At 46.5% G+C, this 25,192-nt stretch carries 26 protein-coding genes; 19 read left to right on the top strand and 7 right to left on the bottom strand.

What is annotated here, in order from left to right; all coding sequences use genetic code 11:
- Window positions 1-107 precede the first annotated feature (107 nt).
- The 12 genes from KFF03_RS10030 to KFF03_RS09975 all read left to right on the top strand — a co-directional run bounded on the left by KFF03_RS10030 (window position 108) and on the right by KFF03_RS09975 (window position 13,984).
- Window positions 108-845 (top strand): acyltransferase, encoded by a 738-nt coding sequence (locus KFF03_RS10030; RefSeq protein ID WP_255856754.1) that lies wholly within the window; start codon window positions 108-110, stop codon window positions 843-845.
- Window positions 842-2,212, top strand: coding sequence for a glycosyltransferase (locus KFF03_RS10025; protein ID WP_255856753.1), 1,371 nt, complete (start codon window positions 842-844; stop codon window positions 2,210-2,212). The genes KFF03_RS10030 and KFF03_RS10025 overlap by 4 nt, the downstream gene beginning before the upstream one ends.
- 35 nt (window positions 2,213-2,247) lie before the next feature.
- On the top strand, window positions 2,248-4,887 hold the full coding sequence (locus KFF03_RS10020; protein ID WP_255856752.1) for a hypothetical protein: 2,640 nt from the start codon (window positions 2,248-2,250) through the stop codon (window positions 4,885-4,887).
- Between the two features lie 184 nt (window positions 4,888-5,071).
- Window positions 5,072-5,587, top strand: coding sequence for a hypothetical protein (locus KFF03_RS10015; protein WP_255856751.1), 516 nt, complete (start codon window positions 5,072-5,074; stop codon window positions 5,585-5,587).
- Window positions 5,577-7,115 (top strand): GNVR domain-containing protein, encoded by a 1,539-nt coding sequence (locus KFF03_RS10010; RefSeq protein ID WP_255856750.1) that lies wholly within the window; start codon window positions 5,577-5,579, stop codon window positions 7,113-7,115. Before KFF03_RS10015 ends, KFF03_RS10010 begins: the two co-directional genes overlap by 11 nt.
- Window positions 7,112-8,287 carry a glycosyltransferase gene (locus KFF03_RS10005; RefSeq protein WP_255856749.1) on the top strand — a complete coding sequence of 392 codons (1,176 nt, stop codon included), beginning with the start codon at window positions 7,112-7,114 and terminating at the stop codon, window positions 8,285-8,287. Before KFF03_RS10010 ends, KFF03_RS10005 begins: the two co-directional genes overlap by 4 nt.
- A 53-nt stretch (window positions 8,288-8,340) precedes the next feature.
- A complete protein-coding gene (locus KFF03_RS10000; RefSeq protein ID WP_255856748.1) occupies window positions 8,341-9,624 on the top strand; it encodes a glycosyltransferase family 2 protein in 1,284 nt (427 codons plus the stop codon).
- A 32-nt stretch (window positions 9,625-9,656) separates the two neighbouring features.
- Window positions 9,657-10,376 carry a sugar transferase gene (locus KFF03_RS09995; RefSeq protein WP_255856747.1) on the top strand — a complete coding sequence of 240 codons (720 nt, stop codon included), beginning with the start codon at window positions 9,657-9,659 and terminating at the stop codon, window positions 10,374-10,376.
- Window position 10,377: 1 nt separating this feature from the next.
- Window positions 10,378-11,799, top strand: coding sequence for an O-antigen ligase (locus KFF03_RS09990; RefSeq protein ID WP_255856746.1), 1,422 nt, complete (start codon window positions 10,378-10,380; stop codon window positions 11,797-11,799).
- A gap of 137 nt (window positions 11,800-11,936) precedes the next feature.
- Window positions 11,937-12,983 (top strand): UDP-glucose 4-epimerase GalE, encoded by a 1,047-nt coding sequence (galE, locus tag KFF03_RS09985; protein WP_255856745.1) that lies wholly within the window; start codon window positions 11,937-11,939, stop codon window positions 12,981-12,983.
- 123 nt (window positions 12,984-13,106) lie between these two features.
- Window positions 13,107-13,550 (top strand): hypothetical protein, encoded by a 444-nt coding sequence (locus tag KFF03_RS09980; RefSeq protein ID WP_255856744.1) that lies wholly within the window; start codon window positions 13,107-13,109, stop codon window positions 13,548-13,550.
- A gap of 47 nt (window positions 13,551-13,597) precedes the next feature.
- Complete coding sequence (locus KFF03_RS09975) at window positions 13,598-13,984, top strand: hypothetical protein (RefSeq protein WP_255856743.1); 387 nt, start codon at window positions 13,598-13,600, stop codon at window positions 13,982-13,984.
- Between the two features lie 16 nt (window positions 13,985-14,000).
- Here KFF03_RS09975 and KFF03_RS09970 read toward each other — a convergent pair whose 3' ends face one another.
- From KFF03_RS09970 to KFF03_RS09960, 3 genes are all read right to left on the bottom strand, one after another.
- On the bottom strand, window positions 14,001-14,402 hold the full coding sequence (locus tag KFF03_RS09970) for a PIN domain nuclease (RefSeq protein ID WP_255856742.1): 402 nt from the start codon (window positions 14,400-14,402) through the stop codon (window positions 14,001-14,003).
- Window positions 14,399-14,593 (bottom strand): type II toxin-antitoxin system VapB family antitoxin, encoded by a 195-nt coding sequence (locus tag KFF03_RS09965; RefSeq protein ID WP_255856741.1) that lies wholly within the window; start codon window positions 14,591-14,593, stop codon window positions 14,399-14,401. The genes KFF03_RS09970 and KFF03_RS09965 overlap by 4 nt, the downstream gene beginning before the upstream one ends.
- A 122-nt stretch (window positions 14,594-14,715) precedes the next feature.
- Window positions 14,716-15,576 carry a PA4780 family RIO1-like protein kinase gene (locus tag KFF03_RS09960; protein ID WP_255856740.1) on the bottom strand — a complete coding sequence of 287 codons (861 nt, stop codon included), beginning with the start codon at window positions 15,574-15,576 and terminating at the stop codon, window positions 14,716-14,718.
- A gap of 127 nt (window positions 15,577-15,703) precedes the next feature.
- Here KFF03_RS09960 and KFF03_RS09955 point away from each other — a divergent pair, with 127 nt between their 5' ends.
- Window positions 15,704-15,976, top strand: coding sequence for a hypothetical protein (locus KFF03_RS09955; protein ID WP_255856739.1), 273 nt, complete (start codon window positions 15,704-15,706; stop codon window positions 15,974-15,976).
- Window positions 15,977-15,994: 18 nt separating this feature from the next.
- Here KFF03_RS09955 and KFF03_RS09950 read toward each other — a convergent pair whose 3' ends face one another.
- Both KFF03_RS09950 and KFF03_RS09945 read right to left on the bottom strand, forming a co-directional pair.
- A complete protein-coding gene (locus tag KFF03_RS09950) occupies window positions 15,995-16,360 on the bottom strand; it encodes an STAS/SEC14 domain-containing protein (RefSeq protein WP_255856738.1) in 366 nt (121 codons plus the stop codon).
- Between the two features lie 109 nt (window positions 16,361-16,469).
- Complete coding sequence (locus KFF03_RS09945; RefSeq protein ID WP_255856737.1) at window positions 16,470-16,805, bottom strand: zinc ribbon domain-containing protein YjdM; 336 nt, start codon at window positions 16,803-16,805, stop codon at window positions 16,470-16,472.
- Between the two features lie 115 nt (window positions 16,806-16,920).
- On the opposite strand from KFF03_RS09945, the gene KFF03_RS09940 reads away from it, so the two are divergent.
- From KFF03_RS09940 to KFF03_RS09925, 4 genes are all read left to right on the top strand, one after another.
- Window positions 16,921-17,139 (top strand): hypothetical protein, encoded by a 219-nt coding sequence (locus tag KFF03_RS09940; protein WP_255856736.1) that lies wholly within the window; start codon window positions 16,921-16,923, stop codon window positions 17,137-17,139.
- On the top strand, window positions 17,139-18,197 hold the full coding sequence (locus KFF03_RS09935; RefSeq protein WP_255856735.1) for an asparaginase: 1,059 nt from the start codon (window positions 17,139-17,141) through the stop codon (window positions 18,195-18,197). Before KFF03_RS09940 ends, KFF03_RS09935 begins: the two co-directional genes overlap by 1 nt.
- Before the next feature lie 71 nt (window positions 18,198-18,268).
- Window positions 18,269-18,580: a type II toxin-antitoxin system HigB family toxin gene (locus KFF03_RS09930; protein WP_255856734.1), complete on the top strand. Its 312-nt coding sequence runs from the start codon at window positions 18,269-18,271 to the stop codon at window positions 18,578-18,580.
- 12 nt (window positions 18,581-18,592) lie between these two features.
- Window positions 18,593-19,033, top strand: coding sequence for a type II toxin-antitoxin system HigA family antitoxin (locus KFF03_RS09925; RefSeq protein ID WP_255856733.1), 441 nt, complete (start codon window positions 18,593-18,595; stop codon window positions 19,031-19,033).
- A 173-nt stretch (window positions 19,034-19,206) separates the two neighbouring features.
- Here the strand turns inward: KFF03_RS09925 and KFF03_RS17730 are convergent, their stop codons facing one another.
- The gene (locus tag KFF03_RS17730; RefSeq protein WP_370647403.1) at window positions 19,207-19,386 is read right to left on the bottom strand and encodes a hypothetical protein; all 180 of its coding nucleotides are present in this window, start codon (window positions 19,384-19,386) and stop codon (window positions 19,207-19,209) included.
- Between the two features lie 335 nt (window positions 19,387-19,721).
- On the opposite strand from KFF03_RS17730, the gene KFF03_RS09915 reads away from it, so the two are divergent.
- Both KFF03_RS09915 and KFF03_RS09910 read left to right on the top strand, forming a co-directional pair.
- A complete protein-coding gene (locus KFF03_RS09915; RefSeq protein ID WP_255856732.1) occupies window positions 19,722-20,990 on the top strand; it encodes an AAA family ATPase in 1,269 nt (422 codons plus the stop codon).
- 5 nt (window positions 20,991-20,995) lie between these two features.
- Window positions 20,996-21,415, top strand: coding sequence for a hypothetical protein (locus KFF03_RS09910; protein ID WP_255856731.1), 420 nt, complete (start codon window positions 20,996-20,998; stop codon window positions 21,413-21,415).
- 612 nt (window positions 21,416-22,027) lie between these two features.
- Here KFF03_RS09910 and KFF03_RS09905 read toward each other — a convergent pair.
- A complete protein-coding gene (locus KFF03_RS09905; RefSeq protein WP_255856730.1) occupies window positions 22,028-25,192 on the bottom strand; it encodes an efflux RND transporter permease subunit in 3,165 nt (1,054 codons plus the stop codon).

The raw sequence follows: 25,192 nt of genomic DNA, 5'->3' as shown, positions 1-25,192 counted from the left end.
TGAGTTACTTTCGCTGAATATCTGCATCAAAGAATCGAAAAACAGAAAAAGAAATATTTAAGACCGGGGACTCATCTGGCCTGGTCACTTTAACTGGAGATGATCTTATGCAACGCGTTAAAAATGACGTTAAACAATGGTTAAAAAAATCACCATCACCCATTGCCAAAGCCTGTATGTCAGCGATTAATGCGATCCGTTTTTTTCAGGTTCCCAGTATTTTGCTGATTCATAAACCGCTGTATTGGTTACACCTTCAGGTTAAAAACAGTTGGGAAAATCTGATACGTATCCTGTATTGGACACCGCTGTTTAAAAGCCGTTTACAGAACTATGGCAACCGCTTTTATTTATACAGTGGCATGCCTTTGGTAATGGGCAACCTGACGATTATGCTCGGCGATAACGTTCGTATGTCGGGTATTTCAACTTTATGTGGTCGCTCGTGTGCCGCTGAAACCCCTGAATTAATCATCGGCAATAACGTTGATGTGGGCTGGCAAAATACACTCGCTGTTGGTCGAAAAATCGTTCTCGGTAATAACGTGCGTCTGGCAGGAAAAGTATTTTTGGCTGGATTCCCCGGCCATCCGCTCGATCCGGTTGCCCGTGCTCAAGGCCTGCCAGAAACCGATGAACAGGTTGGTGACATTATTCTCGAAGAGGATGTGTGGTTAGCCACGGGGGTGACCGTGATGGCGGGCGTGACCATCGGTAAAGGCACCGTTGTTGCCGCAGGCAGTGTGGTCACTCAGGATTTACCCGCCGGAGTCGTGGCGGGTGGCGTGCCTGCCCGGGTTTTAAAACACATTAACGGTAAGGCAAAACAGGAGATGGCAGCATGAAGCAGGCGGATACACATCAGGCCAATACATCTCAGGCCGAAAGGCTACCTATGGTGATTTTTGGCGAAGACTGGGATGCACATCCCAGCAGCACTCAGCACCTGGCACGTGAATTGTCAAAATTACACGACATCACCTGGGTTAATTCCATTGGTTTGCGATCACCGAAATTCAATAAAAATGATCTGTTTCGGATGATCAAAAAAGGCTTGGCCCTTGTTTGTCCAGATAACGAGATGAAACCTGTTCAATCCGTCGAGTGCTGTGATCCACTGGAAAAGCGCCCACCTAAAGACTGGCAGCCGACAGTGATCGATCCACTGGCGTTGCCATTTCATGGCAATCGTTTGGTACGTTGGTTAAATCAGAAATTATTACGCCAGCGGATTTTTTCACGTCGTCGCGATTTAAAAAACAAAGACACAATTTTATGGGTGTCATTACCCAGTGCCGCCAACATGCTGGGAAAAATGAACGACTGCTTCAGTATTTATTATTGCGGCGATGATTTTTCAGCCCTTGCTGGTGTGGATCACGAGGTGATGGCCAAGCTGGAAGCTGAGCTGGTCAACGAGGTGGATTTAATCGTGGTTGCCAGTGAAGCGTTGGCACAAAAATTCCCGGCAGAAAAAACATTATATGTTCCTCATGGCGTGGCCGAATATTTTTATGAAGCACCGTGTGGCATTAACAGTCGCGATGGCGAACCGGTTCGTCCGACCGATTTACCGTCAAGCGGCCCGATTGCTGGTTTCTATGGCAGCATCAGTAGCTGGTTAGATCAACCACTGTTATTAAGTGCCGCAAAACAATTACCACACTGGCAATTCGTTTTGATCGGCAAGGTGTGCTGCGATGTGAGCTTATTAAAAGGGCAGAGCAATATTCATTTTCTCGGTGAAAAAAGTCACCAGCAATTACCGGAATACGTGCATCACTGGCAGGTGTCGTTATTACCGTTTTTGGATAACGAACAAATCCGCGCCTGCAACCCATTAAAGCTACGGGAGTACCTGGCCTGTGGTAAGCCGGTGGTGGCAACCGATTTTCCGGCATTAGAACCCTATCGCCAATGTGTTCATGTAGTAGAGCAGCAGGCGTTTGTTTTGCCTGAGGTTAGCGAGCAGCAACGCGCGAAACAATTTGCCGAATACATCGTACGAGCGGCTGCGGATTTACCCGTGGTCGACGACCTGGTGCTGAACAAAGCCGGACTGTCGTTTGTGGATGTGGTTTCTAGCTGGCAAGACGTGGATCGCATGCGCACCAATACTCAGCATCGTATGGCTCAAGTGCACAACCAGAGCTGGCGCAATCGCGCGCTGACCATCTACAACGAAGTGCAACGCCGTATGGCACTGGTTTGAGGTGCTGGTTTTAGGTGATGAGTTAGGGTTGAAATATGAAGAAATTATACCGTTATCTAATTAGATGTCTGGCTTTGGCCTTGCTGTGGACCGCTGCGGTGTTGAACACCAGTGGGGCGCGAGCCGACAGTACTGAAGTCACTGAGTTGTTACCGGCTTCGTTCAACAACCGCATGGCAGAGCCGTTACCGTGGCAAAAGTCACTGTCATCTCTACGACTGAAACAGCTGCAAACATCCCAGCAACCGTTATTAGAAATACGGGGAATCAACCCTAACGATATACCTGTGTTGGCTGTTGTGAGGCTGGATGATGCCCAAAGTCAGGACTATTTCACTCGGGCAAACTTCGAACGGATTCTGGCTCCGGGTGCATTTAATCTGCAGTTTGACCTGGCCCGGTTACAGGCATCAGGGGGGCGGAGACTGCAGCTGGATTCTTTGCAACAAGTGATGATGTTTTACGGAAAACCATCCTCTGAACGACACGTAACGGCGCCCTTAGATATACAGCTAACACAGGTTGTGGTGCGTACTCTTGAACCTATCGCACAAGCACAATCGAGCAGTTTGGTGGTGGATTTTGGTACCACCGATAGTCCGGTATTACCTGGAACAATGACTATGACACCGGTGCAGAATAATCCGCAATTGCAGTCGCGTATTGAGCTGAAAGGAATACTGCGTGGAGTCAATCGTCCAGGCCCAGAGCCTTGGTTACAAGATGGCATTGCCGGGATTGATTCGCTCACCATTCCGGTAACGGCTGATATGTTGTCTGCGGGTCGTTTCTGGCAATTAACTCTGTTTCGGGAAGACGTGGGAGAGTGGGAAAACCTACCACGACAGCACAATCTGGATATGGAAATTAATGGCCTGCATTACGATGGACAGCTTTCTTCAAAACCGCGTGCTAAAGACTGGTATCAGCAGCAGTATTTATCGTTTTACGAGCAAACGGCGGTTACATCTCCCTGGCAGGATATTGTGGCCAAGCGGGGTTTAAAACAGCAAATTTCGCTGGACTTGAGTGGCCAGTCGTCGATTGATATTCGTTTTTTGGGAGATGCTCCAGTTGAGCGTTATATCGCGGGATTGGTGCTGCAGCCGCTTGAAAATACGGTTATAGCCAATGAAAGTCATGGCGACCTGTTAGCCATGATTGACCAGCGCCGCCGTGAATATTTCCAGCAACACTGGCATGTTGAACCGGCTTTGCCAGCATCGTTGCAGCAGGTTGCGTTAACCAACCCAGAGCGGGTCGCGAGTAATCAGCCATTTGTGATTCGTTATTTTATTGATAGCGAAGCAGTGTTGAAAGAAACAGAGTTGAAAAACGTGCAGTTACAGGCGGATATTCCGGGGTTTCGCTCTGAGCTTCGTATTGCCAAGGCCAGGTGGTATCGAGAGGGCAGCCAGTTAAAACTGTTTAAAGATATACGGCACCTGAAATCGGCCAAGGCCCGTTACGCGGCCGGACAATATCTGCTGCACGCCTTTTTTTATCCGGATAACAACGTATCTGCTGATGGGCTCGCAAGCGATCGAGCAGCAACGAAACACCGTATCCGTTTTGTACATCAGCCAGATTCTGATTCAGGGCAGTTTGAGGTCATTGCAGAGCATACGTTGCAACGCCTACCGATGACCCTGGACTATGCTGGCAAAAGCGTCGGTATTTATCTGGATGATAACCCAGCGCTGAACTGGTTTGAGGAGTTCCGCCCATATCGTCTGGCACAAACCTATTGTGATCTCAGGTTCTTGCAGAAAACCGGGCTGAAAGCACTGGCACCACCACTGGTGACACCGACCACGGATAACCTGGCGTTTTGGCAGCAGCAATTGGCACTTTACCAGCGTTTCTACCCGCAGCAGGATCTGATGGCTTATACGCCTTATAAACGCCTGAAAGAGATACTGAGTGCAGAAGGGGTACAGCGCCAGTTAGGTCGCATACAAAGCCAGTTAAGCCACGTACAAAACCAACCCCCTACGCACACCGACCTGTACTGGTCGATCGCTGATGAAGCTCAGCCAGGTCAGTACGATGAGATACATCGAGACGCTGAGCGTTTGCATTCTGCAAATCAAGTTGCAAGTTTAACATCAGAAAATGCACGTTTGACTTTAAAAAACGAGGTGTCGCCGCTAAAAACTGCGCTGCAATTAAATCATGCAGAGCAAATTGTATTGGCAGAATCCGGTGATTTACTGCTGATTAATCACGGCTTTGGAGCCAGTCATCACGACATTCAGCAGCTGGCTCAATCTAAAAAAGTCTGGCTATACAATATGCCGAAGTATCGCCATGCTGCCGGGCTGATGTTGTGGCATTTGGATGCGCAGGCTTATGTTCAATGGCATGGCCGGATGCCTACGGCAAACCCTTATGATCCGACCGATGGCCGGGAAGCGGATTACCAGTTTTTCCCGCCACAGCCCACGCCGTGCAGCCCTTTACCCGATGTGGATATGCGTTTGTTTGAGCTGATGCGTGGCTATAACGACCTGGCCTGGTTTCAGTGGTTACAGCAACAATCCACTCCTGCGGCTGAAGCTTTACTCAGAGATATCCAACAGCAGGTGGGGGACGATTGGCAGGAGGTAGCGTCAATCTCTTCCTTGCAATTAATCCGTTGGCGAAAGGCAATTACCCGGTTGGCGCTTAATTAGGCCCTTATCTGCCGTTGGCGCTCACTCCTATGATGCCGTTGGCACTTACTCAAACATGCCGTTGGCGCTTACTCCTATGATGCCGTTGGCACTTACTCAAATATGCCGTTGGCATGATGGTTGAAACAACCTCCTGAGAGAGCAGGTTTTGCATTGCAAAATGCAACGATTCAGGAGAGTAGCAATGGGTTTGTTTGTCACCAATACCAGCAACAACACTAAACCATTTAAATGTGCAGGCAGAGTGCTGCTGGTTATGGCCGCCCTGATTGCAACCGGTTGCGCGAATAAGTCTGCGTTTAAACCCGCTGACGTCTTTCAGCAGGCGATGAATGTACAGAAGCAAGAGCAAGCTCACGCGTCTCCAGCTCAAACATCATTGATAGCTCCGACGACAGTATTAGCTGCGGTATCGGGTAATCGCCTTGAGTGGCAGTTTGCTGCAAACACCCATGAGCTGACGGACCAGCAGCGCATCGAGTTATACGGTTTGCTGCAACACGTCGAGGTATTGGAAAATTATCGTCTTTCCATCGAAATTGGCCCTGACTGGTTAAGCAGCTATAAACGTGGCAACTCTCTGCGTCCGTTTGTACCCCGCGGTTTATCCATTCAACAGCATTATCGTGCTCAGATGGCACCACACTCCTTAGTGCTTACTTTAGAGCAAAAACCTAACGAGGTGCGTTATGAGCAATAACAGCGCCTGGAAAAATGTCTATCTGATTTTAATCGCGGCTTGGCGACAGCGTTATTTGATTGTGATCCCGATTTTATTGTTGCCATTAATTGGCGCGGTTATCGGTAAAACACGCGGCAAAATTTACGATACCCATACCACCATACTGATTCAGGAAACGTCGAAACTAAATCCGTTTCTGGAAGATTTATCGGTGTCGACCAACTTAAAAGAGCGCATGGCCGCACTCGATACCTTATTACACAGCCGCCATGTGTTATCGGCGGTCGTGGATGAGTTAGAGCTCACCGATGACACCACCAGTGCCAGTGAGCGCAATCAATTAATGAAGCGCCTGGCGTCGGGTATTCAGGTGAGGCAAATGGGTAAAGACCTGGTGCAGATTTCCTATCGATCCGGAGATCCGACCGATATGAAACAAATTCTTGAAGTGGTCAGCCTGCACTTTGTTGAGCAATTATTGGCGCCAGAGCGTTCGTCGATTGCCAAATCAGAAGAATTTATTCGTGAACAAATTAACCAACAAAAATCCCAGCTGTTATTAGCCGAGCAGGCATTATCCGACTTTAAACAGAAAAACGCCGCGATTTTGCCTGCTTTTCACGGTGGCAACGTCAAACGCCTACGCGAGTTACGCCAATTATTAGCACAAAAAGAAGTGGAGCTGGCGGGTGCCAGTGCAGCCGTTAGCAGTATTGATAAACAATTATCGTCCACCAATCCGGTGGTTGGTGCGTTAGAAAAACGTATCGTTGCGTTAACCAGCGAACTGGCGTTGTTGCGTGCACGTTATACCAATCAGCATTCCCGGGTTATTTCAGTTCAGCGCCAATTAGAACACATCAAACAAAAACGTAATGGTCTGATTGAAAAAACAGCGAAGTTAACGCCTCAGCAAATCGAAAAGCTGTGGAACCTGGCTATGAGTTCTGGGCTGTCTAGTGCTGTGGTTCAGGCTGAAGCTGATGCAGCTGAATCCACAAGCGGTAATCAATTGTCCTCGTTATTGCTCAGTCAATTAGAGGATGTGCGTAAATCAAAAACGCTGGAACAACGCCTGCAGCAGGAAATTACCAGTCTGAAACAACAAATTCAGCACACCGATGAGCAGGTTCGCTCTTACGCCTCGGTTGAGCAGGAAATGATTGAGCTGGAACGTGACTTAGACACCCGGAAAAATCTCTATAACGAATTCTTAAAACGTTATGAAATGGCAAAAGTAACCGGATCGTTAGGAAAGTTTGAAGAAAAAAACCGCATCAAAATTATTGATGAACCCTTTACGCCTAGCCATCCATCCAATTTACCTGTGTTGGTGTTTGTTATCTCCGGGTTAATTGGCGGTATCGCTCTGGGTGCGGGGCTGGCGTTGATTAATGAATTAATGGATACCAGTATCCGCCGCAGTGATCAGTTGCAGCAATTAACCCAGGCGCCGGTATTAAGCCGCATTCCTAAGCTCCAGCCGTTGTCAGAAGCGGACTGTTATTTCTCAAAAGATACGCTCAGTGTTGAGGTGAAATCATGAATACTCCCCATCAGACAAAGCCAAAAATGTATGTCCAGGTTGTTCAGCATTTATCACCGGGTGGCATTGAAACCATGGCGCTGGAGATGGCTGAAGAAATCGAACGTGATTCAACGGACCAATGTTATGTCATCAGCCTGGAAGGGGATTATCAAACGGCCGTTGCAGGCTGGCCCCGCTTAAAAAAACATCAGGAGCGATTGATTTTCCTGAATAAAAAACCGGGCTGGCGTCTGGGTACGGTGTGGCAATTAACGCAATTGTTTAAACAATTAAAGGTTGATGTGGTTCATAGTCATCATATCGGACCGTTAATTTACGCGGGCATGGCAGCCAGAATGGCGGGTATATCCGGTCGGATTCATACCGAACACGATGCCTGGCACCTGCAATCACGCAAACGCCTGTGGCTTGAAAAACTGTTGTTATCGATGACTAAACCGAATCTGGTTGCGGATGCCAATCTGGTGTTCGCTGCTATGCAGCAGGCTGGCCTTACGTACCCGGCTCAGGTGATTTGTAACGGTATTGATAGTCGAAAATTTATTGCCGGTGACCAGCAACAGGCACTGGCGGCATTTGGCCTGACAGGCTGGTGGCAGTCCGCTGCTGATAGCAACCATTTCCATAACGACAATGCTGATAAGAATCCAGCATTTAAGCCGGTAGTGTTGGGCTGTGCCGGGCGACTGGTGACAGAGAAAGGGTATCACATTTTACTGCAGGCGATGCAGCAATTGCCCGAACATTACCTGCTGTTAATTGCCGGGGATGGCCCGTTAAAAATCACGTTGCAACAACAAGCACAACAGCTTGGTATTGAGCATCGGGTGCAGTGGCTCGGCGCGGTAAACAATATGCTGCCGTTTTATCAGGCGCTGAATATTTACACCATGGCGTCGTTAAAAGAAGGCCTGCCACTATCACCGCTTGAGGCACAATCTTGTGGTATTCCGGTGGTCTTAACCGACGTGGGTGGCTGTTCTGAAGCTATCTGTCCGGCAACGGGTTACCTGTCAAAACCGCAGTGCAGCAAAACGCTGGCAACAAACTTGCAAAACATTATGCAAGTACAACAACGGCCCGCTGACAAGAACCACTCACCACGCGATTTTATTACGCAGTGTCGCGATTTAACCGTAATGGTGAAGGCGTATCAGAACCTGATTTAAGTGCTGTTACACAATTTTTGGGAATGTTTATTTCACAGTCGAGGTGAATGACTATGACGACTTCAGAGAATGTGATGATGCTGCAGATCGCCACGTTGGTGTTGATTGCGCTCATTATTTATCACCATGCGGGATACCCGCTGATGCTGAAAGTGTTTTCAAGATTGCGCCAGTCCGGCGCTGGCAAGGTGCAGGTTCAATCGCGTAACTTCCGTAACTGTGTTGGCGACCGCCGTGTTCCGTCAGTGCATTTGTACATTCCGGCGTATAACGAAGCCCCGTACATTTATCAGAAAATCACCAGTTTATCCTGGCTGGATTACCCTAAAGACAAGCTCAGAATTACCGTGTTATGTGACGGTTGTACCGATCAGACGGTGGCATTAGCACGCTCCGCTTTACGTGAATTCTCTCTGACTGACATGGACATAAGGGTTGTTGATTACCCGGAAAATCGCGGAAAAATCGCCATGGTCAACGAAGCGATACAGCAGTGTGAAGCCGATATTATGGCCTTTTCGGATGTCAGTGCTGTACTGGCGGCGGATTGCTTCTGGCGTATGGCGCATCACTTTATGTGCAACCCAAATGTGGGCGTAGTGACGGGTCATTATTCGGTGATCAAGTCGACGATGAAATCAGGTCGTTCTGCTAATGCGAATGAGCAAAGTAATGAACAGGCCTACTGGAACTATCAGAATCAGATTCGGGCGATGGAAGGGTCATTAGGCGCGGTGATGGGGGCTCCGGGTGCGTTTTATGCGATACGCCATCATCTGTGCCAGCCGCTGGAATTCGACACCATTAATGATGACTTTATCTTACCGATGCGTGGCGTCGCACAAGGCTTTAACGCGCTGTTTGACCCGGAGTTACAGATCTTTGAAACCGAACCCAGTGATCTGGATATGGATACCCAGCGCCGGATTCGCATTTCGCAAGGCAATATGCAACAGATTCTGCGACTGAAGCGCTTATTGCTGCCAGACCTGGGCTGGGCCAGCTGGATGTTTACCTCGGGCAAGTTTTTACGGGTGTTGATGCCTTATTGCATGCTGGCGGTATTACTGCTGTCAGCCTGGTTGGCTCCATATCATTGGTTCTGGGGAGTGACGTATGTGACTCAGCTGGCTGTGTATCTATTGGCAACCTTGTATTACCTGGGCGGAGGTCAAGCGTCGGACGGTTCTCAGAGCTGGATTGCCCGAAGCGGTTTGTTCAATAACAAGATAGTCAGGTTAGTCAGCTACCTGTGTATTGGTCATTTTATGGGACTGATCGGATCGGCAAAGTATTTGCTCAATACCCTGATGAATAAAAAACAACAGCCTTGGTAAAGCTGGCTGAAAATAATTAAGAGGGTAGATTTATGAATAGCCATAGTATTTCAGTAAACGTCGGGCGGGCAAAAAATATCCGCAAGACCCTTATCTGGCAACGCCATAAAAATCTGTCGGGCCAATTTATTCCTTCTGCCGTAATTCAGGCTAAGCGGTTATTTGATATTGCGGCAGCCGGTGTTGGGTTATTACTGGTATTACCGCTGTTTCCGTTTATTGCGCTGGCGATTCGTCTGGAGAGCCGGGGCCCGGTATTTTTTAAACAGTTGCGTATTGGTCAGGCATTACCGGACCGTACCGATGTTTTTATGATGATTAAATTCCGCACCATGGCGCAGGATGCGGAAAAACAAAGTGGCCCAACACTGGCTCAGAAAAACGATGTGCGTATTACCCGGGTTGGCAAATTTTTACGCAAAACCCGCCTTGATGAATTACCACAATTCATCAATGTGCTGCGGGGGGATATGTCTTTGATCGGCCCGCGCCCGGAGCGACCAAGTTTCTGCCGACGGTTAGAGCAGCAAATTCCGTATTTTACCGACCGTACTTATGGCGTTAAGCCGGGAATTACGGGTCTGTCTCAGGTGCATCAGGGTTACGACGAGTGTCTTGACGATGTCAAAAATAAATTGGGCTACGACTTATCTTACAGCTTGTCTCTGACTTCGGTAGCTAATTGGTTGAAAGCCGACATCGGCATTGTTTTCGCTACCATCAAAGTGATGGTTCTGGGTCGTGGGCAATAATATGTTGGGCGCATTCAGCACACATGCTCCTCAGGGCCGCGCTTCTCAGGATAGGACTGTTAAATGTGTCGCACTGGCGGTGTTGTGTGTGCTGATGGGGTTGGTCTGGAGTGTGATTCCACACCCATTGGTAATCATGATTGTTGGCTTGGCACCGCTGGCCGTAGTGGGTGTGCTGACCATGCCATTTCTGATGTGCCTGGGTTTTATTATCTTTTCTTTTTTTCGTATTCACGAAGCTTTTCCATTTTTAATGCCTTTTAAAATTCCGTTGTTATTAGCGTTGGCCTCATTGACTGCACTGGGTTGGCATCTGGTGATAACGCGGAAAATTCAGCCCTTTATGACCTCGGAATTAAAATGGTTTCTGGTGTTTTTTGGGTTGGTGACTGTGGGGTTAATGTTTGCCAGTAACCGCGGCATGGCCATTGGTATGTTTACCGGCAGTTATTCCAAAATTGCCATTATGGTATTTGCCATTGCCTGGATGGTAAGAGAGGAAAAACAATTTGCCTTATTGGCTAATATGATTGTGATTGCTGGTATTGCCATTGGTCTGGTGGCTTTAAACAATAAAGCCAATGGTATTGGGTTAGTCGAAGGTACTCGTGTAACGATTGCACGGGATATGCGCTCGGTATTAGGCGACCCAAATGACCTGGCTCTGGTGTTGTCGTTTCCCATCAGTTTTGCTGCCGGATTGGCCCTGACACAAGGTCGTGGGCGCTTTAGCCGATTACTGGGGGCAGTAGGGTATTTTGTGATCGCCAGTGCGATTCTGGCAACCCAAAGCCGGGGTGGTTTATTAGCCATTTTGGCGGTATCCGGCGTATTTGGCTTATATAAAATTAAATCCAAATTATTGCTGATCAGCCTGGGTGGCATTGCATTAATTGCCTTATTAGCCATGGCTGGAATCTCTGATCGTAGCTCTGGTGGTGCTGCCGAAGATGGCATTGATGAATCGGCAAAAGGGCGCTTATATGCCTGGGAAGCCGCATTTAATATGGCAAACACTCATCCATTAACGGGCGTGGGTTTAAATAATTTCACCTCCAATTATTTCTTTTATTCCCCTCACTGGGATGGCATGAACCATGCTGTACACAGTACATGGTTTGGCGTGTTAGCAGAAACCGGATATGTCGGTCTAATCGTATTTGTTACCTTAGCCGTCAAACTGGTGGTTGGCATGAGAAGGCTGGTGAACGCACTGCTGCCTTTGTATCAACAGCAGCAGTGTTCACCGGTAATTTTTGCAACCGCTCAATCAACCCTTGCTGGGCTGGCCGGTTTCATGGTGTCGGGTACCTTTTTAACGCAAGGCTTTACCTGGCCCTTGTATATTTTGTTGGCAGTGAGTGTTGCCGTGACGCAAGCGGGTAATCGCCTTCTTGAGCAGCAAAATGCAGCAGCAAGATAAAGCGTCACGTTAAACCATAAAACGAAATATCAAAACGCGTTGCAAATTGCGACGCATATATAAACACAATCTCAAAGTAATAATATCGGAGCTGTCTATTCAGGACGAATAAGTGAATACTTTTTCAGGAGTTGGATATGATTTTAGTAACGGGTGGTGCAGGTTATATTGGTTCTCATACCTGTGTTGAGTTAATTGAGGCCGGATACGATGTATTGGTGCTCGATAATTTAAGCAACTCCAGTCGCGAGTCTATTCATCGTGTTGAACAGCTCACCGGAAAGTCTATTTCGTTTATCGAAGGCGATGTGCGTAATGGCGATATCCTGAACGTGTTATTTAATACACATCCGATTGATGCCGTGATTCATTTTGCCGGTTTAAAATCCGTGGGCGAATCCTGTGAAAATCCGATTTTTTATTATGAAAATAATATCGAATGCACGTTAAAATTAATTCAGGCGATGCAGGATGCTGGTGTGAAAAACCTGGTGTTCAGTTCGTCGGCCACGGTTTACGGTGATCCACAACGTTTGCCATTAACCGAAGATATGCCACTGTCGGCGACGAATCCGTATGGCCGCTCGAAATTAATCATCGAAGATATGCTGCGTGATCTCCCCAATGCCGACCGATTAAACCAGGCCGCTCAACCCTGGTCTGTAACGTTGTTACGTTACTTTAACCCGGTAGGTGCGCATAAAAGCGGCTTGATTGGTGAAGATCCAAATGGCATTCCCAATAACCTGATGCCCTTTATCAGCCAGACGGCCATTGGCAAACGCGAGTGTTTATCGGTGTTTGGTGGAGACTACGACACAGTGGATGGCACCGGCGTACGTGACTATATCCATGTGGTGGATTTGGCAAAAGGACACGTAAAAGCGGTAGATAAACTGCTTTCTGAAAACGGTATTGATGGCGTGCAGGCGTTTAACCTGGGCACCGGCCACGGCCTGAGTGTGCTGGAGCTGGTCAATGCCTTTAAAGACTGTAATCAGGTTGATGTACCGTATCAAATTAGTGGCCGCCGCCCAGGCGATGTGGCGGCTTGTTATGCCGATGTCAGCCGTGCACGGGATGAGTTAGGCTGGCAGGCAGAGTTAGGTGTGCGGGATATGGTGAAGGACAGCTGGCGCTGGCAGAGCCGCAATCCTGAGGGGTATAGCGACATTATGATGTGATGGCGCTATTATGACAGCAGCACGGTTATACCGATCAAAGATGTGACCTGAATTCTTAGTCGAATAGAATCTTTGGTTTTCGATTTGGGCATTCAGGAAAATTAACTTCAAATTTAAAATCTCATGAATCTAATTCTTGAAAACACCAGCCAGGTAAAATATTTCACTAATATGGTAGAAGTTTTTTCTGCATTAAAAATTCGATGTGCTGAATATGACTGGTATGTCAGTGATATAGAAACAAATGGATATTCAATCGCTGAGGGATGGTATAGTGGTGACGTCCTGGAATCACTAATTCACAGTAGTGATGTTCAATTTATCTGGGCTGTTTTATCAGCATTCTCGGTAGGAACGAGATTTGAAGTAATAATTGATCCGTATATCTATGATAACCCTGCGTATTGGGATGGCTCGAACCCCGGTCCACAATTAAAAGAAGCACTTTTCGAAATAGGTTGCTGGGATAGCAGTGCCACTATTTTGGTCGGTATAACACCAGAAATGGCGAAAAGCTTTAAATCTACTTACTCTGACGCAACAGAGTTAGAGAATACGTCAAAATAAAGACTGACCTTGCGGCAATTTAAAATATAGATTCATAGAAGGTGTTTGTGACTAAAAAATTATCCCGTAAAGATAAGAGAAGGATAGCTCGGCTTGAAAAGGAGCGGAAACTGAGTGCTAGTCCATTATTTAAAAAAGCGCGTAGCCATATTATTCAAGGTTTTTTAGCAATCGTATTGTTTATCGTTGGATTACAGATATTCAGCTTTCTTAATAAATCTGAGCCAACAGGCCTAACTTTCACTGGTGTCGTTGTAGACTTTGCTGCAAGTAGTGTCAGGAGAGGGCAGGGAATTTTGGCAGTTGTTGAGCTTGAAAATGGGCGTACTACTTATGTGGCTCTCTCTGGTAGGCATATTGGAGAATCATTAGAGTTTGATGAATATCAGGACCGGTTGACGCGAATATATAGTTATCAGGTTAAAGATTTTTGATGGCTTCTGATATAGCCTAGGCAACAGGAGCCGCTGAAATTAAACCGCAATGCTCTACAAACGGCTTAAAATCTCTATCGGTAAATAGCAATGGGATTTTATTTTCAATACAAAACGTGGCGATAATCACATCGGCTGTTTTACGAATGGTGATGCCACGTTTTCTTAGGGTTCGGTAATTATCCGCGCACTGGATTGTCATCTTATTGCCAAGCATCTCGTATTGATCCAGCTGGCCCAGCAGTTTTTGAGTAGTGCGATAGTCCTTGTCGCTTTTTATTCCCTGCAATATTTCAAGTAATATCAGGTCGCCTAACACGACTTTGCCTTCAAGCAGATTATTATCCAGCTCGTCAGTGAAGGGGCTGATTACGCCATTGAGGTAATCAATCCAGACACTTGTATCGGCGACAATCACGGTTCGCCCCGCATTTCATCCAGGTCGCCTTCCCATTGTACTTTTCCGCGTAAATTCCGTACCGCCCGCTGATGGTTGAGCTTGATCAGCAACCTTAACCCTTCTTCAACAGCGTCTTTTTTGGTTGCCAGACCACTGGCTTTTAAGGCGTTGGCCATGAGTTCGTCGTCGATGACGATATTGGTTCTCATAATGCACCTGTGTGTATATCTTTAGTGTTTTATACACACTAACATAAGTGCAAAATATAACCAATCGGGCTATAACACTGCTTTAAAATAAGGCCCTATGCCAATTCACGCAAATGCCGAATTTAAGCTTCATCCGCCTCAGCATCTTTAATGCGCTCCAGGCGTTCTTGCTCTTCAGCAAAGGCGGCTTTAATTTCTTCTAAGACCGAATCAACATCCGCCTCTTCAGTCGGGTCTTCAAATAAGCCGGTTAATTCGGTATCCAGCGTTAACTTGCCGTCTTCAAACAAATCCCACATTTCATCGGCGTAGCGGCTGTTTTTCAGCTCAGGCGCAAACTGGCCGTAATACAAACTCATATTACGCACATCGCGATCGAGCATAGCTTTGGCGTTGTTATTGGCGGCGGCATCCACCGCCTGGGGCAGGTCGATAATCACCGGGCCGTAGTCATCGACCAAGACGTTAAATTCGGATAAATCGCCGTGTACGATGCCGCTGCATAACATACGAGCGATGTAATGCATCACAATAAAGTGGTCTTCGCGGGCTTGCTCCGCATCCATCATTACGTCGTTTAAGCGCGGCGCAACGTCACCTTCGTCATCACGGATCAGCTCCATGACTAACACACCATCGAAGCATCCATAAGGCTCTGGCACTCGTACACCGGCAGCGGCCAGTTTATACAAAGCATCAACTTCGGCGTTTTGCCAGACTTCTTCTTGCTGCGCACGGCCGAATTTAGAGCCTTTCTCCATTGCCCGTGCACGACGTGAATTGCGGACTTTACGGCCTTCCTGATATTGAGCGGCCTTTTTAAAGCTGCGTTTGGCGGCGTCTTTATAGACCTTGGCGCACCGGATTTCATCGCCAACCCGCACGCTGTATACGGTGGCTTCTTTACCACTCATCAGTTGGCTGAGCACTTCGTCGATGATGCCGTCGGCAATCAGAGGCTGGAGTCGTTTTGGTGTTTTCATCGCAGCCTTATAGCGCAATTCGACCCAGGAATAAAGGCAGGGAGCAAAGCCCTTGCCACACATCATGCCCAGGTAACGGTGTGGCTTGATTTACGCTATGATGACGGCACTTCAATAGGTGGTATTTATGTCTCTGGAAATGATTGTCGCTATTGCCGTTATTGGCATGCTGGTGTTTGTGATTGGCCTGAAAATCTGGCTGGGCAAGCTGTTTGCTTTCAAAATGAATGAAGGCCAGATCCTTTGCCATATGCAGGATAACCCCGGGAATGCCGGGTTTCATACCCTTGAGGCCATTGCTGAAGCTACGCAGCTTGAATTGCATTTGGTGACACAAATCTGCCAGCAAAGCACACAGATCGCCAAACATGCAGAACGGGATCTGTGGCGCATTAAATAATACGGTTGCTTTGCCGGGTTATTGCTGAACCCATTGCCAGGCTTCGGCCTGCTGCTCTGGTAAGAAGTGTTGTTCGCTGATATTCAGAAATGATGCAAAAAAGTCATCAATACTCACCAGCCATTTCATTACCTGGCTGTTGGATACGATGGCTATTTTTTCAAACTCTTTGGAATGTTTGAGAGCAAACTTGAGATCTTCGATGCCGGCTTTGATGCCCCATTGAGCATCCTCTTCGAGTATCACCATCATACGAAGCTTACCTTCCTCATCGATGACTTTTTGTAATTCAGAGATCCAGTGTTGTTCTTGTTCCAGTGATACGGTGCCGCGGATGCGGAATGCCAGAGCATTGCCCTGGCTGATGGGTAAATAATCAATCATAGCTGTCCCTCCTGAGTGGGTAGTAAGCTTGATTACTACCCCAGTATGGCTCAGTCAGGGATCAGGGGGCAACGACGAAACAAAGGTTTCGTGTGGCTTGTTCGGTTGATCAGGCTTTTTTAACAAACTTGGCGGTCACCATCATTTCACCGGCACCATCCACTTTGCAGTCCAGTTCGTGGTCTTTGGCATCAACAATACGGCGAATCACGGCTTTGGTGCCGACTTTGATGACTTGTGAGCTGCCTTTCACCTTCAGATCTTTAGCCGCGGTGACTTTGTCGCCAGCCTGCAGCAGGGTGCCGTTGGCATCTTTGGCCGTTGGCTCATCGTTCTCCGGCTCTTCATTGGGGTTCCACTCGTGTGCACATTCCGGGCAGATCAGTAAATCCTGATCCTGGTAAACGTACTCAGACTGGCATTGCGGGCAGGGAGGTAAAGACATAATGGTTGCTCTTCAAGCTGGTTGTTCGGTCAATCGGGCGCGGAGTATAGCGCAATTGAGCCGTTCACACCCAACCCTTATAATTCCCGCGAATTCATTCTCAGGCAGGTTGCACATGGTGCTGTTTTTCCCGATACAACAAGAGCTGGATTGCATCAGTGATTCTGGCCAGATTCTTGGCAAAATTAAGTTTGACGTTACCCGGAATCAGCATATCTTCACGCCAGATAATGATGCTCTGGTGTTGTCTGAAAGCCAGCAGCAGGCGATCAATGCCCGTTTGGTCGGGCTGGATGCTGGTCAGTTCTCCATTGATATGCAAGATGACGACTGATGAGCAGTACGAAGAAAAAAATTACCGTGATTACCACGGGGGGCACCATCGGCTCCATCCTTAAATCTGATCATGTCTCAGTGGATGCCAGCGAAAGCAAAATTGCTCAAGAAATCGATGCGGTAAAGCAGAAGCTGGATTTTGAGGTTGAAGTTCGTTCACCGATCAATAAAAACTCCGAAGTATTAAGTCCGTTGGACTGGATCGAGGTGCTGAACAGCATCCACAATGCTTGCAAGGCTGAGTGCGATGGAATTGTGGTGACCCATGGCACGGATACCATGGCTTACACAGTTGCGGCGGCAGCGGTTTTTAGCCATTTATGGACAAAGAAGGTGTGTTTTACCGGGGCGTTTTTATCACCGGATCACCCGAATTCCGATACGGCATTAAGCTTGTTATCGTCATTGGAGTTTGCCGCGGAAGATCAACCAGGTTCCGGTGTTTATGTTGCCTTTCGTTCGGATGCTGACAGCGCCGAACTAAACAGCAGCGAAGCCAAAATATTAAACGGCTTTGATATTAAACCGATGGGGTTTGACGAGGCCGTTTTTAACTCGGTTTACGACAAGGTCGTTGCGCGTTATTCCCCAAGAACAGGCCTCGCATTGGAAGAAGCTGCCTCTAAGTCCAATCACCCAAGCGTTAATTCCAAATTTGTGCCTACGAAAGAGGTAATTGCAGCGGCACAGAAAAAAATTGCTTATTTGCAGCTGTATCCGGGCATCGATAAAGACGTATTACGCGCGGTTTCGGCTGGCAAAGACGTGGTGGTATTACAGCTATATCACAGCGGCACTGGCCCGTTTGGTGACGAATACCCGGATATTATTGAGCATATACAGGAAAGCTCAGGCGAGACGCTGTTTTTGTTAGGGTCTTTCCCGGCAAAACACATCAGTACACCGTACGGCAGCACCCATGCGTTAATCTCCTCTGGCGGTGTGCTGTATCGCGATATTCAGGCGCATTGTTTATATGTGTTTGCTTTGCTGGCGCTGGCTTCTGGAAAAAGCCGAAGTGAAATTCGGGAAAGATTGAAGGGCTGGGAAGTCTGAGGTTGGTTGTTCACATATTGTGAATATTGTTGGCTTGTGCTAAATTCACAATAAGTGAACTTGAGGCTGTTATGCATCTTATTTCCAGAAAGCCGTTTAACGACGCCGTGAAGAAATATCCCAATCAGGCTTCGGCCATAGAAGGGATCTATAAAACGCTGCGAAATGGAAACTTCCATGACCCCGCTGCGTTGCGCTCAGTGTTCCCAAGCCTAGACAACTTTAAGTACAAAGATAAATGGTGGGTCATTGATATTGGTGGTAACAAACTGCGGCTGATCGCTTTTATCGAGTTCCGTGATAATCGCATGTATGTGAAGCACATTGTGTCGCATGCGGAATACGACAAGTTGTGTAGAAAGTACGCGAAAGAAGCAGAGTGAGGACGTTGAATTATGAGTTTCTCCAGTATTAAAACGATGGCTAGCGACCTGTTTAATCAAGCTGGCTTTGTCAGCAAAATCCATAATGACGACGAATACCAACAAGCATTGGCGTTAATGGATGAGCTGATTGAAGAGTATGACAACTACGTTCCTCTGATTGAAGTATTGGCTGCTTCCATTGAAAAATGGGAAAACGAATCAGAAGAGTTCGCTGAGTTTAATCAGCGTATTAATGCGCTGGATGATGGCGTAGCAGTGCTTCGCACTCTGATGGATCAGTATCAGTTAAAAGCTGATGACTTAAAAAATGAGATTGGCAGTAAAAGTTTAGTATCCATGATTCTTAATGGCTCGCGCAAATTAACGCGTGATCATATTCAGGCACTTTCAGAGCGTTTTCATGTATCGCCTGCGGTGTTTTTTAATATGGAGTCGGTGCGCGCTGTTTGATTGATTTGGTATCACGAAAATTCGGAAATATGTGTATCTCGTTGATATTATCAATGGCGGTAGATGATACAGATTCGTAATCTGGAGTACGGTCAATAGCTTGATAATCATGGCTTTATGGTGGTGCAGAAAATCGATTGAGCGTCAGCTATTCCGTGTGTGGTGATTATCTTTCAGTAGTTTTTTCTGATTCTCGCCTTATAGTCAGGCATCTTTTCCTTCGCATCATCGTGCTCAATAAAAGAAGCTTTACTTGCGTCCAGTTTATCAAAGGCTTGGTTCACTTCATTTCTTAGTAGTTCCAGGTCTTGGCTGGATTTTTTGCTTGAACCAGCTGATGGGGGATATCTCATGCTGTCTCCTACGGTGAAAGTGCAGATTGTAACACCCATGTGGTTAGCTGATAGCACTCTACTCGATCGAACTGATGTAGCTCGATAGTTGTTGCTTTAAGCTCGCCAGAATCGAAAATAATAATTTCATCCTTTGTTCGTAGTTCTGGCAGGGTGGGATCAATATCGTCTGAAACTGCTTGTAAGTGCTTACGTAGTGCATTTAATTGCTGGTACTTATTGCTGTGTCGATACATAATAAGGTCTTTATACCCTGCAAGGTAAATGTATCTTGCAGGTCGCCCTGTCAAAATTTAAAGAGTCTCAATAAATCAGAGATGCCATAAGGTTTTCATATGAGCGAAAGTTTAAAAGTTAAAAACTTCTTAGTGATAAAGCATGCTGAAGTTGAGTTGAAGAAAATAAATGTGATCATTGGTCCGCAGGCTAATGGTAAGAGCTTGATTGCGAAACTTATTTCATTTTTCAATAGCTTGTCAGATGAATTTATTGAAGGTGTTAGAGCAAATGAGAGTAAGCGAGTTCTAGACAAAAATATAATTTCAAAATTTGAGGATAGGTTTCCTAGGTATTCTTGGGATGGAACTAGCTTTTCTATTGAATACAAAATTGATTCATTGAATTTTTTAATTTCAGGTAGGAAAAATTCGAAAAATAAAACATTAATTACGCTAGAATATTCAAAAAATTTGGTTAATAAGTTCAAGGCCAAGAAATCACTATTCAAGAGGAAGGTTCAAGAGGAAAAAGAGAATAGAAAAAACACGCCTAGAATTCGAAGTGTTGAAAGGCAGGTGTTGCGAGAACATGTAGGTGACCCTTTGAAAGAGCTATATCCTTGTTTTTTCTCTGATTCATTCTTTATACCTGCATCACGATCATTTTTTGCTAATTTACAGAAAAATATTTTTACTTTTTTAGCTAGTAATTTGGATATCGATCCATATTTAAAGGAATTTGGTCAGGTATATGAAAACTCTAAGTTCTGGTACAAAGATGGTCTTATGCTTCGCCATAATAAGACTTTGGTGAGTGAGTTGTATAAGCTTATTGAGTCTATAGTTCAGGGTGAGTATGAATATCATGATGATCAAGACTGGTTGATATCTAAGGGGCGAAAAATAAACTTGGCTAATGCATCTTCTGGGCAACAAGAATCTTTACCTATGTTGCTTGTTTTAGCAGTTTGGCCGATTCTTTCAGAAAGTGGTAATGGGGTGTATTTTATAGAAGAACCAGAAGCACATCTATTTCCTACGTCTCAGGGTCATATAATTTCTATACTTTCAATGCTGCATGAAGCGTTAGGAACAAAGTTTTTTATAACCACGCATAGTCCTTACATATTGTCTGCATTAAATAACTTTATTTTAGCTGGTGATACTCTTGATAAGGAAGAAATTACGATTGAAGAGTTTAGGGAAATAAATGGCAGTGGTTCTCCGATAAGATTTGATGATGTATCTGCGTATACTATTATTAATGGTCGAACTGAAAGTATTGCTGATAGTGAATATCGTATGATTGGTGGGGATATATTGGATAATATATCTGAGCACTTTGAAGAGGTCATGAATGAACTATTGTCTTGTGGTAAAGGGTAGTGCTTATGGATTATGAATTGTGCACTACTGAAACAACTGATTCCAGAGTAGTGGTTCAAGAGAATAGAAGTCGATTTGAAGTTTTAAATAACAGAAGGGATCGGTTGAGAAAAGTTCAGGTTGATGGTTGTCTTATAAATGACCATAGAGAAAAGTGTGATTGGATTATCGAGATAAATAATCAGAGCAACCGAGCATTATTTATTGAACTTAAGGGTTGCGATGTTGATAAGGCCATATCTCAATTGAAATCAACACTAGTTCATACGCGAGTGAAATACGCCGATTATGATAAGGAATGTTTCGCTGTAACTACTCGAATACCAAAGCATGGTGCCTCGATTAGAAAAAAATGTATCGAATTTCATAAGCAGACGAATGTTACTTTAAGTATAAAAAACTTAAATACGACGATTTCGGCCTAATGTTTTGATAAACATATCGAGTGGGGTAAAATAAAGTTCTCACAATTTTGAAATTGTGGAAGTTCATTTTTTACCCGCTTGATATAGTGTCAGAACTCTCTAGAAATTATGGTTGGTAAAAGTAAAAGGGGAGTATAGTTTGCGGATTGAACGGCTACCTCAGTAGTTGAAATGATGGTGTGAAAAGCTGTTGGGGGGTGAGAGCTATACACGTTTGTAGAGAATTTTTCTAACAATTAAGTTTCAATCGAATTCATTTCTGGAAGTATAAATCCGGAAGCTATTGATTTTGACCTGTTTGACAAGCATAGCCTTGATGGATCAGAAACTCACCTGAAAGACCAAATAAATCTAGAAAATAGGCAAGGAGCTGCCATGAAATCTGTTTTTAATCAAGCAGTAACGGACAATGATATCCTTGGGTGAATATAAAGCGATTGCAGCATGAAAACTAATGTGCCCCTTTTAACAAGGGGGAGTAATTACCTATTTTATAACTGCGGGATCAGCCCGATCTACGCGAAAACTTTCTGGAAAAGTAAATCAATATTTTTTTATAGAGCCAGAGGATTAAAGAGGAGCGCAGTGCGCTCCTTTTTAGTTAATTCCTAATCACCCCTCAACCTTTTTCCCACCAAAATGCCGATGCACCAGTTGATATAGCGTCGGCAACACGACCAGTGTTAACAGCGTCGAGGAAATAATCCCGCCAATCACCACGGTCGCCAAAGGCCGTTGAACCTCAGCACCGGTACCGGTATTAAACGCCATGGGCACAAAGCCTAAGCTCGCCACCAGCGCCGTCATCAATACCGGTCGTAAGCGCTGGCTGGCACCTTCCCAGATGGCAACAGCAAGTTCTTTACCGTCATCGCGCAATTCGCGAATAAACGACAGCATCACTACGCCATTCAGAACGGCGACACCTGAGAGGGCAATAAAACCCACCGCCGCAGAAATCGACAGCGGCATATCGCGCAAGGTCAGGGCGATGACGCCGCCGGTTAATGCCAATGGTACGCCGGTAAAGATCACCAAAGCATCGCGCAGCGAATTAAAGGCGCTGTAGAGCAAGCCTAAAATCAGTAACAACGTCAGTGGTACGACGATGCTTAAGCGCTGGCTGGCAGACTGTAATTGTTCGAACGTACCGCCGTACTCCAGCCAATATCCGGCGGGCAAGCCCAGCTCATCACGCATGACTTGCTGGGTTTCTTTAATAAAGGAGCCCAGGTCGCGGCCTTCCACGTTGGCGGTGACGACGATATTACGTTTACCAAAGCGGCGGTTAATCTGGTTAGGGCCTTCAATCTCAACGATATCGGCAACTTCACCCAGCGGCACATAATCGAGTTCCGGTTGTTCTTCATTCGGGTTCATCGAATAAGGAATCGCGACCGGAATTTGTGCCAGTGCTTTGGGGTTTTTACGCAGGCTTTCGTCCATACGAACCAGGAGTTTAAAGCGACGGTCACCTTCGTAAATCAGTCCGGTTTGCTGACCACTGATGGCGGTTTGCAGCGCGTTCTGAATATCCGATACGGTTAAGCCCAATAAGGCCAGGTGATCACGATCGGGAATCACTGAAATCATCGGTAAACCTTTGGCTTGTTCCATACGTACGTCTTGCCCACCGGCAATGCGAGACAATAACCCAGTGGCTTTTTCAGCGTATTCCGCCAATACATTCAGGTCATCGCCAACAATACGCACGGCCATATCTGAGCGTACACCGGCGATTAACTCGTTAAACCGCATTTCAATGGGTTGCGTAAGTTCATAATTGTTACCGGGGATACCTTCCACCAGTTCACGAACTTCTTCGATCAGCTGTTGTTTGCTTTTATCCGGGTCTGGCCATTCGTCCCGTGGTTTTAGCATTAAAAACGCGTCGGCGACGTTCGGCGGCATCGGGTCGGTGGCCACTTCGGCGGTGCCAATTTTTGCGAAGGTAGTTTTCACTTCTGGAATCTGACGCAGTTGTTGTTCCAGAACTTTTTGCATCCGTGTTGCTTGCTCAATACCGGTTCCTGGAATACGTAAAGCGTGTAGTGCAATGTCGTGTTCATCCAGCTGCGGCAAAAACTCGCTGCCCATGCGGCTGACCTGGAAGGCGCTGCCCAGCACCAGAAGCGACGCAACAATCATCACCAGCGGCGCGTTGTTTAACGATTGCTTTAACACCGGCAGGTAAAGCTGGCGGGCTTTTTCCATCACGATATTTTCTTTTGCATCCACTTTGCCTTTAACAAAAATCGCAATGGCGGCAGGTACAAAGGTGACGGAAAGAATCAGCGCACCTAATAATGCCGCGACCACAGTAAACGCCATGGGGTGGAACATTTTTCCTTCCACGCCGGTTAAGGCAAAAATCGGCAGGTACACCAGCATAATAATTAATACGCCAAACACCGCCGGGCGGAATACCTCACGAGTGGCGATGGCCACTTCTTTTAAGCGTTCTTGCAGGGTTAATAACCGATCATTGTGTTGCAGGGAATGTTGTTGCGCCAGGCCTAACCGGCGCAGGGAATTCTCCACCACGATGACGGCACCATCGACAATCAGACCAAAATCAATCGCGCCCAGGCTCATTAAATTACCCGATACCCGATTGGTCGCCATGCCGGTAATGGCAAATAACATACTCAGTGGAATCACCAGTGCCGCAATTAATGCAGCACGAATATTGCCCAGTAGAGCAAACAGCACCGCAATAACCAGTACCGCACCTTCGAACAGGTTGGTTTTGACGGTCGCGATGGTTTTTTCTACCAGCGTGGTACGGTCATAGACGGCTTCGGCGTATACGCCTTCCGGCAAGCTGTTATTAATATCGGTGAGCTTTTCGGCGGCGGCTTTGGATACCGTACGGCTGTTTTCGCCAAGCAGCATAAACGCCGTACCGAGTACGGTTTCTTTGCCGTCGTGTGTGGCAGAACCGGTGCGTAATTCTTTACCAAAACGAACGTCAGCCAGATCTTTAATACGAACCGGCGCGTCGTCACGTTTGGCGACCACCAATTGCGCAATATCATCGAGGTTGGTTAATTGGCCCGGAGAACGAATTAACCATTGCTCGCCATACCGTTCAATATAACCGGCACCTGCGTTTTGATTGTTATTTTCCAGCGCAGAAATGACGTCGGCGATGGTTAATTTATAGGCGAGTAATTTGCCTGGAATCGGCGCAACCTGATATTCCTTTTCAAACCCACCAATGGTGTTGATTTCAGTAATGCCCGGCACTTTCACCATTTGTGGGCGAATAATCCAGTCCTGAATTTCGCGTAAATCTTGGGCCGAGTAGGGTGTACCATCGCCTTTGCGGGCGCCGGGTTTAGCATCCACGGCGTACATAAAGATTTCACCCAGGCCACTGGCAATTGGACCGAGTGCCGGTTCAATTCCGCGGGGCAGGTTATTACGAATCCCTTGCAGACGTTCGCTGATTTGTTGGCGTGCCCAATAAATATCCGTTCCTTCTTTAAAAATCACCGTTACCTGAGACAGGCCGTAGCGGGATACCGAACGGGTATAATCCAGATCGGGAATACCGGCCATGGCATTTTCAACAATATAAGTAATGCGTTGCTCAGCTTCTAACGGCGAATAGCCTGGTGCTTCAGTGTTAATTTGTACCTGCACATTGGTAATGTCTGGCACGGCATCAATAGGGAGTTTGCTGGTATTGTATATGCCCAGAACGGCAATTAATAAGGTTGCCGCCAGCACCAACCAGCGCCGTTCGACGGCGAAGTTGATCAGTTGATTCAT

Source organism: Bacterioplanoides sp. SCSIO 12839 (assembly GCF_024397975.1).
Taxonomy (GTDB): domain Bacteria; phylum Pseudomonadota; class Gammaproteobacteria; order Pseudomonadales; family Oceanobacteraceae; genus Bacterioplanoides.
This window is presented reverse-complemented; position numbering and strand designations above follow the sequence as displayed.